This window comes from Streptomyces sp. NPDC007929, from assembly GCF_042959065.1.
Lineage (GTDB): Bacteria > Actinomycetota > Actinomycetes > Streptomycetales > Streptomycetaceae > Streptomyces.
Window position 1 is genome coordinate 332,358 of the sequence record NZ_JBIBKD010000005.1, and the last position, 18,170, is coordinate 350,527.

Annotated in this window: 16 protein-coding genes; 11 read left to right on the forward strand and 5 right to left on the reverse strand. The window is 73.8% G+C overall.

From position 1 onward, the window contains the following. Positions 1-53: 53 nt before the first annotated feature. Together ACFZDE_RS18970 and ACFZDE_RS18975 are read right to left on the reverse strand one after the other, a co-directional pair. A complete protein-coding gene (locus ACFZDE_RS18970; RefSeq protein WP_391200870.1) occupies positions 54-2,516 on the reverse strand; it encodes an FtsX-like permease family protein in 2,463 nt (820 codons plus the stop codon). Positions 2,517-2,622: 106 nt separating this feature from the next. Continuing rightward, the gene (locus ACFZDE_RS18975) at positions 2,623-3,348 is read right to left on the reverse strand and encodes an ATP-binding cassette domain-containing protein (RefSeq protein WP_390998624.1); all 726 of its coding nucleotides are present in this window, start codon (positions 3,346-3,348) and stop codon (positions 2,623-2,625) included. A gap of 202 nt (positions 3,349-3,550) precedes the next feature. On the opposite strand from ACFZDE_RS18975, the gene ACFZDE_RS18980 reads away from it, so the two are divergent. The 4 genes from ACFZDE_RS18980 (at position 3,551) to ACFZDE_RS18995 (ending at position 7,740) form a co-directional block, all read left to right on the forward strand. After that, positions 3,551-4,795, forward strand: coding sequence for a sensor domain-containing protein (locus tag ACFZDE_RS18980; RefSeq protein ID WP_391201366.1), 1,245 nt, complete (start codon positions 3,551-3,553; stop codon positions 4,793-4,795). Further along, complete coding sequence (locus tag ACFZDE_RS18985) at positions 4,785-5,444, forward strand: response regulator (RefSeq protein ID WP_391201368.1); 660 nt, start codon at positions 4,785-4,787, stop codon at positions 5,442-5,444. The genes ACFZDE_RS18980 and ACFZDE_RS18985 overlap by 11 nt, the downstream gene beginning before the upstream one ends. Positions 5,445-5,545: 101 nt before the next feature. After that, entirely contained in the window at positions 5,546-6,280 is a 735-nt protein-coding gene (locus ACFZDE_RS18990; RefSeq protein ID WP_391200872.1) for a ScbR family autoregulator-binding transcription factor, read from the forward strand. 191 nt (positions 6,281-6,471) lie between these two features. Beyond that, the gene (locus ACFZDE_RS18995) at positions 6,472-7,740 is read left to right on the forward strand and encodes a cytochrome P450 (RefSeq protein WP_390998631.1); all 1,269 of its coding nucleotides are present in this window, start codon (positions 6,472-6,474) and stop codon (positions 7,738-7,740) included. A 14-nt stretch (positions 7,741-7,754) separates the two neighbouring features. On the opposite strand, the gene ACFZDE_RS19000 is transcribed toward ACFZDE_RS18995, so the two are convergent. Both ACFZDE_RS19000 and ACFZDE_RS19005 read right to left on the reverse strand, forming a co-directional pair. After that, on the reverse strand, positions 7,755-8,681 hold the full coding sequence (locus ACFZDE_RS19000) for an NAD-dependent epimerase/dehydratase family protein (protein WP_391200874.1): 927 nt from the start codon (positions 8,679-8,681) through the stop codon (positions 7,755-7,757). Further along, positions 8,678-9,763, reverse strand: a complete 1,086-nt coding sequence (locus ACFZDE_RS19005) for a ScbA/BarX family gamma-butyrolactone biosynthesis protein (RefSeq protein WP_391200876.1) — start codon at positions 9,761-9,763, stop codon at positions 8,678-8,680. The genes ACFZDE_RS19000 and ACFZDE_RS19005 overlap by 4 nt, the downstream gene beginning before the upstream one ends. A 158-nt stretch (positions 9,764-9,921) precedes the next feature. Between ACFZDE_RS19005 and ACFZDE_RS19010 the strand changes: the two genes are divergently transcribed. The 4 genes from ACFZDE_RS19010 to ACFZDE_RS19025 all read left to right on the forward strand — a co-directional run bounded on the left by ACFZDE_RS19010 (position 9,922) and on the right by ACFZDE_RS19025 (position 13,626). Further along, a complete protein-coding gene (locus ACFZDE_RS19010; RefSeq protein ID WP_391200878.1) occupies positions 9,922-10,659 on the forward strand; it encodes a ScbR family autoregulator-binding transcription factor in 738 nt (245 codons plus the stop codon). 188 nt (positions 10,660-10,847) lie between these two features. Further along, a complete protein-coding gene (locus tag ACFZDE_RS19015) occupies positions 10,848-12,284 on the forward strand; it encodes a DUF2252 family protein (protein WP_391201371.1) in 1,437 nt (478 codons plus the stop codon). Positions 12,285-12,384: 100 nt separating this feature from the next. Further along, the gene (locus ACFZDE_RS19020) at positions 12,385-13,230 is read left to right on the forward strand and encodes a hypothetical protein (RefSeq protein ID WP_391200880.1); all 846 of its coding nucleotides are present in this window, start codon (positions 12,385-12,387) and stop codon (positions 13,228-13,230) included. A gap of 66 nt (positions 13,231-13,296) precedes the next feature. Beyond that, the gene (locus tag ACFZDE_RS19025; protein WP_030846909.1) at positions 13,297-13,626 is read left to right on the forward strand and encodes a rhodanese-like domain-containing protein; all 330 of its coding nucleotides are present in this window, start codon (positions 13,297-13,299) and stop codon (positions 13,624-13,626) included. Positions 13,627-13,648: 22 nt separating this feature from the next. On the opposite strand, the gene ACFZDE_RS19030 is transcribed toward ACFZDE_RS19025, so the two are convergent. Continuing rightward, positions 13,649-14,782, reverse strand: a complete 1,134-nt coding sequence (locus ACFZDE_RS19030; RefSeq protein WP_391200882.1) for an acyl-CoA dehydrogenase family protein — start codon at positions 14,780-14,782, stop codon at positions 13,649-13,651. Between the two features lie 378 nt (positions 14,783-15,160). On the opposite strand from ACFZDE_RS19030, the gene ACFZDE_RS19035 reads away from it, so the two are divergent. Genes ACFZDE_RS19035 through ACFZDE_RS19045 form a run of 3 tightly spaced genes read left to right on the forward strand, consistent with a single transcriptional unit; the run spans position 15,161 to position 18,140 of the window. Next, a complete protein-coding gene (locus ACFZDE_RS19035) occupies positions 15,161-16,168 on the forward strand; it encodes a DUF5819 family protein (protein WP_391201374.1) in 1,008 nt (335 codons plus the stop codon). Continuing rightward, entirely contained in the window at positions 16,165-17,376 is a 1,212-nt protein-coding gene (locus ACFZDE_RS19040) for an HTTM domain-containing protein (protein WP_391200884.1), read from the forward strand. The genes ACFZDE_RS19035 and ACFZDE_RS19040 overlap by 4 nt, the downstream gene beginning before the upstream one ends. Further along, complete coding sequence (locus tag ACFZDE_RS19045; RefSeq protein ID WP_391200886.1) at positions 17,373-18,140, forward strand: TrmH family RNA methyltransferase; 768 nt, start codon at positions 17,373-17,375, stop codon at positions 18,138-18,140. The genes ACFZDE_RS19040 and ACFZDE_RS19045 overlap by 4 nt, the downstream gene beginning before the upstream one ends. Positions 18,141-18,170: the final 30 nt, after the last annotated feature.

Sequence of the window (18,170 nt, forward strand, 5' to 3'; positions counted from 1 at the left end):
CGCGAGGTCCGTCTCATGGGTCAGGGTCGGCGGCTCGCCGCGGCCGGTGCCGGCTACTCGCGTATCCCCGCCAGGTCCGCCGGGCGCCGTCGCAGGGTGCGGGCGGCGGGGATCGTCGCGCAGGTCAGGGCCAGGAGGGCGCAGGCGAGGGTCGTCGTGCCGAGGGCCTGCCACGGGAGGGTGAGCGTGGGCCGGACCGACAGCAGGGTGAGGGCGCCCCACATTCCGGCGAGGTTGACGACGGTGACCAGCAGGCCGAGGAGCGCTCCGGCCGTGACGGCCGTCAGGGCCTCGGCGGCGGTCAGTCGCAGCACCTGCCACCGACCGGCTCCGGTCAGTCGCAGCACCGCCAGGTCACGGACCCGGTCGGCGGCCGCCATGACCGTGGTGTTGGCCACGGAGATGCCCGTGTAGAGCAGGGCGATGCCGAGCACCAGGAGGAGGCCGAGGCGGGTGGTGCGGCTGGTTTCGGGGTGGGTGGCCCGGATCCACTCCTCCCGGGTGAGGACCTGGCCGCCCGTCGTGCCGAGGGCCGCGCGCAGGTCGGTGGCCGCGGGGCCCGGGTCCGTGCCCGCCGTCAGGGCCACGTCCACGCGGTCGGTTCCGGCGCCCGGGGCGTTGCGCGGGGTGACGTAGACGCCGTTGCCGCCGGTTCCGGTGCGCATCACCGCGGCGACGCGCAGGGTGCGCGGTGTCCCGTCGCCGAGCCAGACCTTGACCCGGTCGCCCACCCGGTGCCGCTGCCACTCCTCGTTGACGACGATCGAGTCGTCGTCGAGATCGCTCAGTTTTCCGGCGGTGAGCGGCAGGCGGGTGGTGGCGGCCAGGCCCGCGGGGGTCGCGGCGCGGGCGTCGGAGCGGATCAGGGCCACGCCGTCCTCCAGGACGTGCACGGCCGTCGACGACGTCGGTGAGATCCGCGTGCCCGGTACGGCGGCCAGCCGGTGCAGGGTGGCGGTGTCGAAGGTCGTTCCGGCGGCCGGGGTGACGACGAGGGCCGCGGTGGTGCGCTCGCTCGTCTCTGAGGTCGCGGCGTGGTTCAGGGTCGCGGTGGCGCCGAGGAGTGAACCGGCGAGCGCGACCGTGACGAGGACGGGGGCCGCGAGGGCGGCGGTGCGGCGTACTCCGGTGGTCGTGTTGGCGCGGACCAGCATGCCCACGGCCGAGGGGAAGCAGCTCAGCAGACGCGTCAGGGGCCGCAGCACGAGGGGGGCGAGCAGGGCGGCCGCGGTGATCAGCAGCATGGGGCGGCTGATGTACGTCTTGCGGTGGAGCAGGTCGGAGGGGTCCGTGGTGAGGGACAGGGCCAGGGTCACGGCGGCGGTGAGCAGGAGGGCGGCGCCGCAGAGCAGGCGTCCCCGGGTCAGGGGCCCCTGGTCGGCCGCCGCCTCGCGCAGGGCCTCGGTGGGGGCGGTGCGGCCGGCCCGCCAGGAGGCCGCGCTCGCTCCGCACAGGGCGACGAGCAGACCCGTCCAGAACGCCGCGTGGTAGGGCCAGGTGTGCTCGCTGATGGTGAACCAGGCCGGGGCGAGGCCCTCGTCGGCCACGCGTGCGGCCAGCAACGGCGCCCCGTGGGAGCCGAGCACACAGCCGGTGGCGGAGGCGAGGGTGCCGACGGCCAGGGCCTCGGCGAGGACGCTGCGGCGGATCTGCGCGGGGGTCGCCCCGGCGGTGCGCAGCAGGGCGAACTCCCGGCGCCGCTGGGCGACCGCGAAGGCGAAGGTCGACGCCACGACGAAGACCGACACGAAGGCGGTGACGCCGCCGGCGGTGCCGAACAGGGAGTTCATCGCGGTGAGCGCCTCACCGTCCCGGCCGGGGTCGGCGTCGGCGAGGCGGCGGGCGCCACCGGTGAGGACCTGGGCGCTGTCGCCCACCGCCTTTCGTACGGACTCCGGGTCGGCCCGTACGACGAACTGCGTTGCGGTCGGGGCCAGTCGGGCCGCGCGGGCGTCGGTGAAGAACACGGCGTTCTCGAAGCCGCGCGCGGTGAGCGTGCCGACGACGCGCACCGGGCCTTTGTCGGTGCGCAGTACCGGGCCTTTGTCGGTGCGCGCCTGCCGGCCCGGGTTCGCCCAGTCGCCGGTGACGACGACCTCGTCGGGCGCCCGGGGTGCCCGGCCGGTGGCGAGGGTGTAGGGGGCGAACGCGGCGGTGGACCACGGGTGCCCGACCAGCTCCGCGGGGCCGCCCTCGGCCCGGACGGGGAAGGAGCGGTCCTCGACGACCGGGCCCAGCGCCCGCAGCCGGGCGAGGGCCGGGGCGGGGACGGGGCGCGGGTGGGCGAGGGGGGACTCGCGGGTGCCGGCCGGGGTCGGTACGCGCAGGGTGTCGTGGCCCTTGACCACGACCGGTGCGGCGGCGAAGCGTTCGGGGCCGCGCCGCGGGGCGTCGGCTGTGGAGGCCAGGGCCAGTCCCATCACGGTGAGCAGTGCCACGCCCAGACTGAGCGCGACGAAGCTGCCGGTGAAGGCGGTCCAGCGGGTGCGGAGGGTGCGCAGGGTGGTGCTCAGCACGGCGCGGCCTCCGGGCGGCAGCGGGCGGTCCGGTGGGCGGGCGGGGTGTGCGGGGTGCGCGGTGTGCGCGGCGTGGGTGGGGTGCGCGGGGTGCGCGGGGTGGTGCTCAGCACGGCGTGGCCTCCAGGCGGGTCATGCGTGTGGCGATGGTGTCGGCGTCGGCGGCCGTCAGTTCGCCGCTCACCCGGCCGTCGACGAGGAAGACCACCCGGTCGGCGTGGGCCGCGGCCACCGGGTCGTGCGTGACCATGACGACCGTCTGGCCCTCACCGTCGACCATGCCGCGCAGCAGGCCGAGCACCTCGCGGCCGGTGCGGGTGTCCAGGGCGCCGGTCGGTTCGTCGCCGAACAGCACCTCGGGACGGGTGATCAACGCGCGTGCCAGGGCGACGCGTTGCTGCTGGCCCCCGGAGAGTTCGGACGGCCGGTGCCGGGCCCGGTCGGCGAGACCGACCTGCGCGAGCGCCCGGCGCACCCGGGCGGCGGGGACGCGGCGGCCGGCCAGGCGCAGGGGCAGCGCCACGTTCTGCTCGGCGGTCAGCGAGGGCAGCAGGTTGAACGCCTGGAAGACGAACCCGACGCGCTCGCGCCGCAGCAGGGTCAGCCGCCGCTCGCCGAGCCCGGTGAGTTCGGTGCCGCCGACGGTGACCGATCCGGAGGTGGGCCGGTCGAGGCCGGCCGCGCACTGGAGCAGCGTCGACTTGCCGGAGCCGGAGGGGCCCATGACGGCGGTGAAGGTCCCGGTGGGGAACGCGAGTGTCACTCCGTCGAGTGCTCTCACGTGTCCGTAGGTCCTGGTGACGGAGTCCAGCCGGACGGCGTCGTGTGTCATGGGTCCCCCGGTGTCGGTGTCGGTGTCGCATGGGTCGGTGTGACGTCCACGAAACCGGGTGGGAGCGGGTCCGCGCAGTGCGGCGGGGCCTAGACGTGGGGTAGGGCCAGGCATACCCCCGGGCCTCGGTCCCGGCCCATGGCCGGGGCCCGGAGCGGCTTCTACGGTGATCCCCATGCACCCTCGCAACGTGTGGCAGGCCATGTCCCGCCCCCGCTATCCGCTGTCGGCGTGGCCGTGGCGGTCGGCGTGTCATCTGCTCACCGGAGCGCTCACGGGTGCCGTTGTGCTGGTCGGGATCGTGGGCTCGGTGGTGGTCGGCGGGGTGCTCGCGCTCGCGCTGGTGGGGCTGCCGGTGCTGCTCGGGACGGCCCTGGTGGGGCTTCCGGTGGCGGCACTTGAGCGGTACCGGCTGCGGCTGGTCGACACCGAGCCGGCGCCAAACCCGCACGAGACACCCGGGGAGCCGGGGCTGCGGGCCTGGCTGTCGACGCGGCTGCGGGAGCGGGCCACCTGGCGGGAGCTGGGTCATGCCCTGCTGTTCGCGGGGCTGTTGTGGCCGGTCGACGCCCTCGCGTTCGCCGTTCTGCTGCTGGGGCCGCTGTCCGTGGTGGCGACGCCGCTGATCCTGGCCGTCGTGGGCGAGGCGAAGGTCCTCAAGGTGTGGCTGGTCACGACCTGGCCGGCCGCCGTCGGGTGGGCCGTCCTGGGCCTGGTCCTGCTCCTCCTGGGGGCCTACCTGCTGGGCGTGGTGGCCGGGGCCCGGGCCGGGCTGGCACGGCTGCTGGTCGCGCCACGGGAGGCCGACCTGGGGGCCAGGGTGGTCGAACTGGCCCGCTCCCGGGTGCGGTTGGTGGACGCCTTCGAGGCGGAGCGGCGGCGTATCGAGCGCGATCTGCACGACGGGGCGCAGCAGCGGCTCGTCGCGCTGACGATGACGCTCGGGCTGGCCCGCCTCGACGCCCCGCCCGGTCCGCTCGCCGACCAGCTCACCAAGGCGCACCAGGAGGCGGGCACGGCCCTCGCGGAGCTGCGCGAGCTCATCCACGGCATCCACCCCAAGGTCCTCGCCGACTACGGCCTCGAAGCCGCGGTCGCCGACGCCGCGGACCGTTCGGCCGTGCCCGTGGACGTCGATCTGGAGCTGCCCGGCCGGCTCTCCCCGGCGGTCGAGGCGGCCGCGTACTTCGTGGTGTGCGAGGCGCTCGCCAACGTGGGCCGGCACAGCGGGGCCGGCCGGGCCGAGGTGAGCGGCGGGCACCGCGACGGGCGGCTGCTGCTGAGCGTCCGCGACGACGGGTGCGGTGGCGCGCGGGCCCGGCAGGGCAGCGGACTGACCGGACTCGCGGACCGGGTGTCGGTGCTCGATGGCAGACTCTCCCTGTCCAGTCCGCCCGGCGGACCGACCCTGCTGCGTGTGGAGATCCCTTGTGACCTTGCGAGTTGAGCGGCCGCTGCGGGTCGTCCTGGCGGAGGACAGCGTCCTGCTGCGGGACGGGCTGGTCGGGCTGCTCGGGCGCTGCGGGCACGAGGTCGTCGCGGCGGTGGGCGACGCCGGGGCGCTGGTCGCGGCCGTCGGGGAGCACGACCCGGACGTGGTCGTCACGGACGTGCGCATGCCGCCCGGCTTCCAGGACGAGGGGTTGCACGCGGCCGTGCGGCTGCGCGCGGAGCGGCCCGCGCTGCCCGTGCTGGTCCTCAGCCAGTACGTGCAGCGCCGGTACGCCGCCGAGCTGCTGGACTCCGGCGACGGCACGGGCGTCGGCTATCTGCTCAAGGACCGCGTCGGCCAGGTCGAGGAGTTCGTCGAAGCGCTCGGCAAGGTCGCGGACGGCGGCACGGTCGTCGACCCCGAGGTCGTACGGCAGTTGCTGCGCCGCCGCCGCGACCCGCTGGAGCGGCTCACCCCGCGCGAGCGTGAGGTGCTGGCGCTGATCGCCGAGGGCAGGTCCAACGGCGCGATCGCCCGCGAACTGGTCGTCTCCGAGGCGGCCGTGGGCAAACACGTCTCCGGCATCCTCACCAAGCTGGACCTGCCGCCGGCGGACGCGACCCACCGCCGGGTGCTGGCCGTGCTGGCGTATCTGCGGGCGTGAGGCGGTGCTGCCCCAAGGCCGTTGCCTTGTCGACGCGTTGTACAAAAGCGGCCGAGTTGGTTTCATGGCGTCGCCATCAGAGGCCTGCAGGGGAGCCACGGGTGACCAAACAGGAGCGGGCCGTCCGGACCCGCCTCGCGCTGATCCGGTCGGCGGCCGAGCAGTTCGAGGCCCGCGGATATGTCGGGGCCAGCTTGGCGGAGATCAGCGCGGGGGCCGGGGTCAGTTCCGGCGCGCTGCACTTCCACTTCGCCAACAAGGCCGCCGTCGCCGAGGCCGTCGAGCACGCGGCAGAGCAAGCCCTGCGCGAGGCAGCGGCCCGGCACCGCGACGGCGACGGCGACGGCAGCGCCCTGCAACGCCTCGTGGACGTCACCCACCACGTCGCCCGGCTGCTCTGCGCCGACGTCGTGGTCCGGGCCGGACTGCGGCTCAACGCCGAGCAGGTCGGTGGGCAGGTCGCCGGGCGGGTGCGGGATCTGCGTCGGGAGTGGCGGGAGTGTGTGCAGGGGCTGCTGGCCGAGGCGGAGCGCGGGGGTGAACTCGCCACCGGGGTGACGCCGCAGCGCACCAGCGCCGTCGTCCTGGCCGCCACGACCGGCATCGAGGTGCTCGCACGGGAGGACGACGGCTGGCTCGCCCGGCCCTCGCTGACCGACCTGTGGCAGCTGCTGCTGCCGTGCCTGGCGACGCCGTGCCTGGCCGGGACGCTGGATCCGGCGGGGAGTGAGGCGGCGGGGAGTGACCTCGTGGGGGTCGAAGGGGCCGGGAGCGGGTCGGCCGAGCCGGGTGTTCAGGCGGAGGCGGGCGGCCGGGTGGGACTGGCTCTGCGGTAGCCGCGGAAGCAGGGGCGGCAGCGGCGGCAGCAGAAGCAGGGGCGGCAGCGGAAGCAGCGGCGGCGGAGGTAGGAGCGCGCTAGCCATGCGTCGGCGTCGAAGTCGTGGCTAAAACAAACCGGTTGCCAAGTTTTTCCGCTCCGCGGAACGCACGATGGTCCTCCAGCCCTTGGACCGAGGAGCGATGAGCCATGGCAGAAGAACAGGCCTGCCCCTTCCTGTCGATCGACCCGGCCGGTCAGGACCTCTACGGTGAGATATCCCGGATCCGCGCCCGGGGCCCGGCCGTGGAGGTCGAACTCCCCGGCGGTGTGAAAGCGTGGTGGATCAACGGCCTGGAGCTGAACAAGCGGCTCCTGGCCGGGCCCGAGACCAGCAAGGACGCCTACCAGCACTGGCCCGCCTGGATCAACGGGGACATCTCCCGCACCTGGCCGCTCGCCATCTGGGTCTCGGTGCGCAACATGGTCACCGCCTACGGCTCCGATCACAGCCGGCTGCGCAAGCCCATGGCCGCCGCGTTCACCAAGCGCCGCGTCGACGCGCTGCTGCCACGCGTCCAGGAGATCGTCGACCGGGCGCTGGACGCCCTGGAGCGCGTGCCCGAGGACGAAGTCGTCGACCTTCGGGCGGCGTTCGCGGCGCCCGTCCCGCACGAGGTGGTGTGCGAGCTGTTCGGCGTACCGCCCGGTGAGGACGGTCCGCGCGCGGCCCTCTACCGCATCATCAGCCGCTTCTTCGACACGGCGATCTCGCTGGAGGACGCCCAGGCCAACGGCGTCGACCTCTACGGCACGCTCACCGCGTTCCTCCGGTACAAGCGCGAGCACCCCGCCGACGACCTGACGACGGCGCTCATCGCCGCGCACGACGAAGGGAGCCTCAGCGAACAGGAGTTGATGGACAACCTGATCCTGCTGCTCACCGCCGGGTTCGAGACGACCGTCAACCTCATCGACAACACCGTGCACAGTCTGCTCGCCCACCCCGACCAGCTCGACCTCGTCCGCTCCGGGAAGGCGACCTGGGAGGACGCCCTGGAGGAGTCGCTGCGCTTCGAGGCACCGGGCGCCATGTCGGGCCTGCGCTACGCCGTCGAGGACATCGAGATCGAGCCGGGCCTGACCATCCCGAAGGGCGACCCGCTCGTGGTCTCCTTCGCGGGTGCCGGGCGCGATCCCGACCGGCACGGCCCCGACGCCGAACGCTTCGACCTCACACGTGTCACCAGCCGCGACCACGTGTCCTTCGGCCACGGCGTGCACCACTGCCTGGGCCGTCCCCTGGCCATGGCCGAGGCCACCGTCGCCCTGAGCTCCCTGTTCGCGCGCTTCCCGCGACTGGCCCTGGCCGATCCGTCGCGTCCGCCGAGGCGGCTGCGGTCCATCATCTCCACGGGGCACGAGGAGCTGCCGGTGCTGCTGCACGGCGATCGGGGCCCGGGGATCACGGGGGCTTAGGGCCCCTTAGTCGGTCAGAGAACCCTCCGGCCCTGGAGGAACGCGCGGTACCAGGGCGCCGCGCGGCGGAGCCCGGCTTCGAACCCGTCGCCGGGCGAGCAGTCGGCGTCCTTCCAGAACGCGTCGTCCACGAACCAGTGGTCGACCGTGAGCATGCCGAGGTGATGGAGGGCGAGGGGGGAACCCGCGGCCCGGTCGAGGGCGGTGGCCACGTCCACGGCCGCCGTCCCGCCGCCGGGCTCCCCCAGCTCCCGTCCCACGGACGCCAGCAGGCCGGAGACGGTCACCGGCTCGGGGTGGTTCACGTGGTGCACCCCGCCCGGCATCGGGGAGAGCGCCGCGGCCACCACCGCACGGGCCAGGGTGTCGACGTCGATCATCGACTGGAGCGCCTCGCAGCCGGTCAGGGCGGTGGCCGAGAGCTCCTTCATCAGCCACACCAGGCCGGGTACCACCCAGCGGTCGCCCTCGCCGTACACGAGGTGCGGGCGCAGCACCAGGCCGCCCGCGTCGAGGACGTACCGTTCGGCGGCTGCCCGGGTGCGGCTGGTGGGTGACGCGGGTGCGATCGGCACCTCGCCGGGGCCCACGCCGTGGAAGGGGCCCCGGCCGTGGACGGCGGCCGTGCTGACGTACACGATCCGGCGCACTCCGGCGCGTACGGCCTCCTCGACCAGGGCGCGGGTGCCGTGGTCGTTGACCGCCTCGGCGGTCTCGGCGTCGCCGCCGACCCGCGCGGCGCAGTGCACCAGGACGTCGGTGCCGGCGCAGACGCCGCGCAGGGAGGGCGGGGCGCAGAGGTCGCCGTGGACGTACTCGGGGCCGTGCGGTGCGTGCCGGGACAACAGGCCTACGTGGGTGTCCGGTTGGCGCTGTGCCGTGGCGGCCACGCGGCTGCCGACGAAGCCGCTCGCGCCCGTGATCAGAAGCTTGATCGTCACGACAGGGACCGTACCCGCGCCGGTCGGGCGGCCGGCAGGGCGGCGGTGAGGGCGGCGGTGAAGACCGGCTCGCCGTCCTGCCGCCCCGACACCCGTACGGTCACCTCCCCTTGGCGCTCGTGGAGGGTCTCGGTCTCGATGCGGCAGGGGCTGTGCAGCTCGGCGTACCGGGTGAAGCGGGAGGTCATCGTGGTCGGCAGGAAGGGGTTCAGGCCGGTCGTGGCGGTCGCGGCCTGGCGGGCCGCCTCGAACAGCACCATGCCGGGGACGTGGTCGTTGGGCCGGGGGAAGAGGACCGGGTGGCCGGTGTCGACGCGCAGGTGCCAGACGCCCGGGCGGTCGGCGGGTGAGAGGACGACGTCGTCGGGGCTGGTGCGTCCCGCGGTGTGCGGGGATATTCCGGGCAGCAGCGGCACCGGGGTGCCCGAGGCGTCCAGCCTGCCTGCCCGCAGACGGCGGTAGGCGCGCGGCGAGGTGCAGCCGGTGCTGCCGGTGCCGCTCGCGACGAGCCGTCCCGCGCGGCGGAACTCCATCGTGGTCCGCATGCTGTGCAGGCCGTGGCCGCGGCGGCGCACCTCGGAGCACTCGACGTCGAACTCGACCGGTGCGTCGGCTTCGGACAGCAGGAGCGCGTACGGGTCGACGTGGACCGTCAGGTCCCACATGACGAAGTGGGTGTCGGCCGGGGCGCCGAACTCGGCGTGCGCCAGCACCATGGAGGCCTGCCGCAACGTTTCGCCCACGACCATCGGGTCCTGATGGCGGTCGTCCACGGGGCCGAAGAAGGGATGGGCGGCAGGCCAGTGCCCGGTGAAGCGGAAGCGCGTGCCGGAGATTCGGACCCACCGGGCGGGGAAGACGTCCGTCTCGGTGGTGCGGTGGGCGAGTTCCTTGGTGACGGTGACGGTGACGGTGGTGGTCGAGGGGGTGGGTTCCTCCGTGAGGGGGCTTGGTCGTGCCGCCTCTGGCGGATCGGCGAGGTGTGGCGGATTCTCGACGGTCGTAGCGGTTCCGTTTGCCGGACGGCCCCCACGTCCGGTCTGATCGTCCGTGAGTGCGCTTAAAGGCCCTGTCTGCGGCATGAGAACCCCCAGGATCGGCTGCCTGGCCGCGATCGACGCCTGACTAAGATACGGACGAACCGGTTTTTTTCAAAGGGTGAGCCAAGCCGCTGGGACTGGCCCTCGCGCCCTCGCCACACAGCGATTTCACAGGGATCGACGAGATCAGGAGGCACCCGATGGCGCGACAGGAGCGCGCGATCCGCACCCGGCGGACCATCCTGGAGGCGGCCGCGGCCGTCTTCGACGAACGCGGCTACACCTCGGCGACCATCGGCGAGATCCTGGACCGGGCGGGCGTGACCAAGGGCGCGCTGTACTTCCACTTCGGCTCCAAGGAGGAGCTTGCGGTCGGGGTGTTCGAGGAGCAGCTCGCGATCGCGCTCCCGCCGCAGTCCAGCAGGCTCCAGGAACTCGTCGACTCCGGTCTGGTGATGGCACGTCGGCTGCGATCCGAGCCGCTGGTGCGGGCCAGTGTGGGGCTCGCCCTCGACCAGGGAGCCATGGACCTCGACCGCACCCCGGCCTTCCGGATGTGGATCGACCAGAACACGCAGATGCTGGGCGAGGCGAAGACGCGGGGCGAGTTGTTGCAGCACGTCGACGTGGCGGAGACGGCGGAGCTACTGGTCGGGAGCTTCTCCGGGGTGCAGCTGCTGTCCCAGCTGCGCTGCCAGCGGCAGGATCTGGAGCGGCGGGTCGTCGTGCTGTTCGAGCACTTCCTGCCCAGCATCACCGTTCCGGCGGTGCTGGCGCGGCTCGATGTGTCCGTGGACCGGGCCGAGCGGCTGCTGGCGCAGGTGCGGGCGGAGGGGGACGCGGCGGCGGCGCCGGAGCCGGAGCGAAAGCCGGAGCCGGAGCCCAAGCCGGAGCCCAAGCCGGTGGCGGAGGGGGCCACCGTGCCCTTCGGCGCGTAGCCCGCGCTCGCCCTGCGGACCGCACGTGGTGTCCACAGCTGTGGAGTTGTCCACAGGGTCTGACGCGTTTCGGCCGCCGGTTGTACGGTCGGCACGAGTTGATGTTCGTGCGCGGTGCGGGGGAGGCGGTCGGGATGACCAGGGCTGGAGCTCAGGACGAGGGCGGAGCCATGGCGAAGGACGGGGCCATGGCGAGGGACGGGGCCATGAAGGACGGTGCCGCGGCCAAGGACGGGGCGCCGCGCCGGCTGCCCCGGGTGCGTGGCTTCGCCGAGTGGCCGGCGGAGGGCTCACCCAAGGACGAGGGCAAGGCCCTGCGCAAGCGGATCCCGCGCAGCGCGCACGCCTCGCTCGACCTGGACGCGTCCCGGCCCGACGCGGCGAGCGCCGTCGAGGAGTCGGGCCGCGGACGGCTGCCCGAACTGACCCCGATCCGGGTCGGCCGGATGGTCGCCACCCCGTTCGCCTTCCTGCGCGGCTCGGCCGGCCTCATGGCCCACGACCTGGCACACACCCCCATGACCAGGATCCGGGCCCAGCTCTGCGGCGACGCCCACGCGGCCAATTTCGGCCTGTACGGCGACGCCCGCGGCGGCCTGGTCATCGACCTGAACGACTTCGACGAAACGGTGGTCGGCCCCTGGGAGTGGGACCTCAAGCGTCTCGTGGCCTCCCTGGTGCTCGCGGGCCGTGTGGCCGGCGCCGACGAGGACCAGTGCCGCGAGGCGGCGTACGACGCGGCGGGCGCCTACCGCAGAACCATGCGGCTCCTGGCCAGGCTTCCGGTGCTGGACGCGTGGAACGCCATCGCGGACGAGGAACTCGTCTCCCACACGGACGCCCATGATCTGCTCGGCACGCTGGAGCGCGTCGCCGAGAAGGCCCGGCACAACACGAGCGGCCGTTTCGCGGCCAAGTCGACCGAGGTCACCGAGGACGGCGGACGCCGCTTCGTCGACGCCCCGCCGGTGCTGCGGCGCGTCCCGGACGCGGAGGCCGCGGCGGTGGCCGCGTCCCTGGAGGAGTACGTCGGCACCCTCCAGGAGGACCGCCTGCCGCTCCTCGCCCGGCACGCGGTGCAGGACGTCGCGTTCCGCGTCGTCGGCACGGGCAGTGTCGGCACCCGCTCCTACGTCGTGCTGCTCCTGGACCACCGGGGCGAGCCACTGGTGCTCCAGGTCAAGGAGGCGCGGGCGTCGGCCCTGGTGCCGCATCTGGTGACGGCCGGTTTCGAGCCGCCGGAGGCCGGTCACGAGGGGCGCCGGGTCGTGCTGGGCCAGAAGCGGATGCAGGTCGTGAGCGACAACCTGCTGGGCTGGACGACGGTCGACGGGCTCCCCTTCCAGGTCCGCCAGTTCCGCAACCGCAAGGGCAGCGTCGACCCGGCCGCCCTGGCCGCCGACCAGCTGGACGACTACGGCCGTATGACCGGTGCGCTCCTGGCCCGCGCGCACGCCCACAGCGCCGATCCGCGGCTCATCGCCGGGTACTGCGGGAAGAACGAGGAGCTGGACGAGGCGATGGCGGCCTTCGCCGTCACCTACGCGGACCGGACCGAGGCGGATCACGCGGAGCTGCTGGCGGGGGTGCGGGCGGGGAAGGTGGCGGCGGAGATGGGGGTGTAGGGGGATGGGGGTGCAGGGCCGGCCGCACGGGTGAGCGGAGGCGACCGGGTGCTGTGCTCCAGGGCGCGGGCGCCGTCGGTTCGTCGCCTAGGCTGGTCGGGTGACGACCCCGGAAGCTGAGCAGGGCGGCGACGACGCCGCACGGCCCGAGGCGCGGCTCGAGCGGGCCGTGCGGGCCGCCGAGCAGGCGTTGATCGAGTACGAGATCGCGGTGGAGACCTTCCGCGTCGAGGTCGAGAATTTCTCCCGGCTCCACGAACAGAAACTCGGCCCGCTCTACGCCCGGCTCGAGGAGCTGGACGCCCGCATCCTGGAGGCCAGGGCCGCCCGCAGCGGTGACCCCGCGGACCGGCAGCGGGCGGACGAGGCCCGGGCGCGGCTCGCCCCCATCCCGGGCGTCGAGGAACTGCTGCACGGCTGGATGGACGGCGACGGTCTGTTCCCGGAGGCCTCCGCGATGCTCACGGAGCAGCCGGTGCGTCCGCCGCGGCGGGTCCGCCCCAGCGAGGAGGCCCGCAAGCTCTACCGCGACCTCGCCCGCAAGGCCCACCCGGACCTGGCGCAGGAGGAGAAGGAGCGCGCGCGGCGCGAGGAGTTCATCACGCGCGTCAACGCCGCCTACGCCCGGGGCGACGAGGTGGAGCTGCGTGAACTCGCCGCGGAGTGGGCGAAGGGGCCCGAGCTGAAGCGCGGTCCGAGCCGTGCCGAGGAGCTCTACGCCCGCCTCGAATGGCTCGCCCAGCGCAAGGAGCTGCTCGGCCTGCTCGCCAAGGAACTGGAGGACAGCGCCATCGGCCACATGCTCCAGCTCGCCCCGGACGACCCGGACCGGCTCCTGGACGAGATCGGGCAGGGCCTGCTCGCCCAGGTCTCCGAACGGGAGACGGAGCTGGCCGCGCTGCTCGGCGAGGGCGAGGGCCAGGGCCAGGGCCAGGGCCAGGGTTGAGCAGCGTAGCGACCAGTGCTCCCCGCCGGGTCCGGTAGCGTCGGACCCATGAGTTTCGGAGCTGGTGTGCCCACGGTCGCGGTCGCGGACCTCAAGGACGGTGACTTCCTGCTGGACGTCCGGGAGGACGACGAGTGGAAGGCCGGTCACGCCGAAGGGGCCCTGCACATCCCCATCAGCGAGTTCGTCGCCCGGTACGGCGAGCTGACCGAGGCCGCCCCGCAGGACGGCCGGGTCCACGTGATCTGCCGCTCCGGCGGCCGGTCCGCCCAGGTCACGATGTACCTGGCCCAGCAGGGCGTCGACGCCGTGAACGTCGACGGCGGCATGCAGGTGTGGGAGGCGGTGGGCCGTCCGGTGGTGACGGACGACGGGCAGCAGGGGTTCGTCCTCTAAGGGGCACACCCCCGTCCGAGGATCAGGCCAGCGGGTGGGCCGCCAGCAGGTCGCCCAGGGCCTCCTCGTGGGCAGCGGCCGGGCCGAGTGACAGTTCCAGGTGCTTGGCCCAGGCGTGGTAGCGGTGCAGGGGGTAGTCGACGTCGGCGCCGAACCCGCCGTGCAGGTGCTGCGCGGTCTGCACGAGACGGCGTACGCCCTCCGCCGCCCAGATCTTGGCGACGGCCACGTCCCCGGCGGCGGGCAGCGGGCCCGGTGCCCCCGAGGCGATCCGCCACGCGGCCTGCCACAGCGTGGCCTCCATCGCGCGCAGGTCGATGTAGCGGTCGGCGGTCTGTACGGCGACGGCCTGGAAGGTCGCGATCGGGAAGCCGAACTGCTCCCGCTGGCCCGTGTACTGCGCGGTCATCCGTAGCACGCGCTCCCCGAGCCCGAGCGCCAGCGCACAGGTCCCGGTGGCCAGCAGGTCCCGCAGCCACTCCCACGCGCCCCCGGTGTCGATGACGGCCCTGGCGGGCAGCCGCGCCGACTCCAGCCGCAGCTCCCCGAGGCGCTCGCCGCTGGTGGAGAACTGCTCGGCGAGGACGGCGCCCTCGTGCCCGCGCGGCACCAGGGCGAGCAGGGTCCGGCCGGTCCCGGTGTGCGCGGGGACGAGCGTGACATCGGCGTCGTAGGCCCAGGGCACCGCCGTCTGCACCCCGTCCAGGACCCAGGTCCCGCCGTCCTGCCGGGCGGTGACGGCCTGCTCGGCCGGGTCGTGGCCTGTGCGGCCGTGCGCGGCGACGGTCAGCACGATCTCGCCCCGGCCCGCCCGGGCGAGCAGGTCCGCCTTCGCCTCCTCACCGCCGTAGGCCTGGACGGCCGCGGCTGCCGCGCAGCTCTCCAGCAGGGGGACCCTGGCCAGGACCTTCGCCGACTCCCGCAGCACCAGGCAGAGCGCGACGGCGTCCAGACCGGCCCCGCCGTACCGGGGGTCGAGCAGCAGGCTCAGCAGGTCCGCGTCGGCGAGCCTTTCCCACAGGGCGCGGTCGCAGGTCTCGGCGACGGCGCCGGGGGTGAGGGCCGGGCTGGGTACGGCGTCGGGTGCGACATCGGCGAAGACGCCCTTCGCCGCCTCGGCCGCCGCCTGCTGCTCCTCGCTGAAGGTGAAGTCCACGGTGCCTGTCCTTCCGGCGGATCCCGTTGAGCTGACGGGGCGTCAAGATAGAACAGGTTCTAGAAGAAGGGAATGGGTGTACGGGCGGGCGCCGTAGGGTGTCACTCCGGTGGGCGACACGCCGGTGCGCCCTGTGGATAACCTGCGGGGGTCCCCTGTGGACCAGGGGGACAGCGGCTCTCGGACGGTCGTACTCGCCGTACGGTCGGCCTCCGTGGTGTGGCGACGGCCACGGCGGGACCTGTGGACAGGGGCTGTGCCCGGGTGGGTGTCCTGAGTACCGTGCCCGTGCCGACGTCGCGCAGGCCGCGCGGGCGGTACGACGCCCTCGCGGCCGGGCGGACGGAACGACGGACCGGGATCGTGGAACGGGGCGGAATGGACGCGTACGACGAGGGCTCGAACGCCCGGGGCGGCCCGGACGCGCCGAGCCGCCGCCCGGCCCCGCCCACGCAACGAAACGCCCCGCCGGACCCGCCCGCGCAACAGGAAGCCCCGACGGACCCACCCGCGCAACAGGGAGCCCCGACGGACCCGCCAGGCCCGGACGTGACCGCCGGGCCACCCGAGTCCGACGTGATCCCCGGCCCGCCCGAGCCCTCCGAGCCGGTCGCGTCGCCCACACCTCCCGGGCCGCCCGCACTGCCCGCACCCCCCGGGCCGACCGCACCCCCCGGGCCGATCACGTGGCCCGTGCTGCGCGACCCGTACCCGGCCGGTGCCCCCCGTACCGGCCTCGCCCTGCTCTCGCCCCGCTATCAGGTCGGAGTCGCCCTGGCGCTGGCGGTCGTCGCCATCGGCGTATGCGTGCACATCGGGATGACGTTCCTGCACGTCGCGCCGGCGAACACGGTCACGCGGGAGCACGGCGAGGCCGTGGACGACTGGATCTATCCGGAGTTCGAGCAGAACTGGAAGCTGTTCGCGCCGAACCCGCTCCAGCAGAACATCTCGATCCAGGTCCGGGCCGGGGTCCGCGGGCCGGACGGGATGACGCAGACCACCGGCTGGTACGACCTGTCCGCCGAGGACGGCCGTGCCATCGACGGCAATCTGCTGCCCAGCCACACCCAGCAGAACGAGCTGCGCCGCGCCTGGGACTTCTTCGTCGCCACGCACGACAGCGAGAACCGCCCGGTGGGCCTGCGCGGCTCGCTCTCGGAGTCGTATCTGCGCCGGATCATGGTGCTGCGCCTCGACCGCGACGACGCGGTGCGGGCCGCGACCGGGGGTTCCGGGATCATCGAGCGGGTGCAGGTGCGCTCGCGGACCAGCAACGTGCCGCCGCCGGAGTGGAGCCGGGAGAAGGTGTCCACGACACCGTCCTACCGGGAGCTGCCGTGGTGGAAGGTGCCGCAGGACGAGGCCCGGGGAGGGGCGCGGTGAACCGCTTCTCGCTGGCCGTCTCGGGCGGTATCGCCCGTGTGACCGAGGCGGCCCTCGGCCCCTACCAGACGGCTGTGATACGCATCGGGTTCAGCGCCACCTGGCTGCTGTTCCTGCTCCGCGAGTTCCCCCACCGCCAGGAGCTCTACGGTCCCGACGGTCCCTGGAGCTGGGACCTCGCGCAGCAGCTGGTCGCGTCCAACGGTTCGTTCACCGTGCTGATGTGGTCGGACGGCCGGGTCTGGTTCGAGATCGTCTACGCGCTGGCGGTCCTCTTCGCCGCCCTGCTGATGCTGGGCTGGCGCACCCGCACCATGTCGGTGCTGTTCATGGTGGGCGTGCTGTCGTTGCAGAACCGCAGCGTCTTCATGGGCGACGGCGGCGACAACGTGCTGCACCTGATGTCGATCTACCTGGTGTTCACGCGGTGCGCCCAGGTGTGGTCGCTCGACGCCCGGCGTGCCGTGCGGCAGACGGCGGCACGCGCGCGGGGCGAGCGGGTCACGGACCGGACCGGCCCCGCCCTGTGGGCCGTGCTGGGGTTCGTGCTGGTCGCGGTCACCCTGGTCGGCCGGATACAGGGCGACTGGTTGATACCTGCGCTGCTGTGGACGGTGTGGGTCGTGCAGGCCCTGTGGTGGCTGGCCGGGCGCCGGGCCGGGACCGGTGAGCCGCGGATCATGCTGGACGTGATCGCCAACGTGGTGCACAACGGCGCCCTGCTCGTGATCATGGCCGAGGCGTGCCTGATCTACGCGACCGCCGGCTGGTACAAGATCCAGGGATCGCGCTGGCAGGACGGCACCGCGGTCTACTACCCGCTCCACCTGGAGTACTTCTCGCCCTGGCCGGCCCTCGCGGACCTGCTGTCGGCCAGCGGCACGATGGTGATGCTGGTGACCTACGGGACGGTCCTGGTGCAGGTCGCCTTCCCGTTCACCCTGTTCAACCGGCGGGTGAAGAACGTCCTGCTGGCGGCGATGATGACCGAGCACGCAGTGATCGCCGTGGTCCTGGGGCTGCCGTTCTTCTCGCTGGCGATGATCGCGGCGGACGCGGTGTTCCTGCCGACGGGCTTCCTGCGCCGCCTGGGCGCTCTGGCGGCACGCGCGCGTGACCGGCTGCGGCGAGGGGGCGGGCGTACGCCCCTGCCCGGGCAGCGGACCCCGGATGGCTCGCAGGCCACGCACGTAGGCTTCGGGGCATGACCGACCCCGTGACCGTCTGGCACCGGCTCGCCGGTGACACCGTCCTGCTCGACGGGTTTCACGCGCTCAAGCACGCGCTGCGCTTCGGTGCCGAGGTGCCGGTGGCGGTCACCGCCGACCGGGCGGCCGCCCTGGCCCTCGCCGACGAGCTGGCCCCGGACGTGCGGGACGCGCTGGCCGGGCTGCTGACGGAGGTGCCGCACGCGACGTACGCCTCGCTCGTGCCGCGCCCGCACCCCACCGCAGTGGCCGCCCTGGCCGTACGGCCGAGCCGCGACGCCGGCCTGGAGAAGCTGGCGCGGCTGAACCGTACGGCCCCGGTCGTGGTCCTCGACCAGCCGCGCAACCTGGGCAACGCGGGTGCGGTGATCCGCCTGGCCGCCGGTTTCGGGGTGACCGGTGTGGTGACGACCGGGACGATGGACCCCTGGCACCCGACGGTCGTGCGCGGCGGGGCGGGGCTGCACTTCGCGACGGCGGTGGAGCGGCTGTCCGCCGGGGAACTGCCGCCGGGCCCGCTGTTCGCCCTGGACCCGGAGGGCGACGACATCCGGGGCGTCAAGCTCCCGGACGACGCCGTCCTCGCGTTCGGCTCCGAGCGCACCGGCCTGTCGGGCGAAGTGCGCGCCCGGGCCGACCACTTGCTGTCCCTGCCGATGCGCCCCCAGGTCAGCAGCTACAACCTGGCGACGAGCGTGGCGATGACCCTGTACCACTGGAGCTGCGGTGCTCCCCTCCAGGGGCGCGGGGATCCGCGCGGGTGACCACGACGCACCGGCACCCGCGCGCCGACG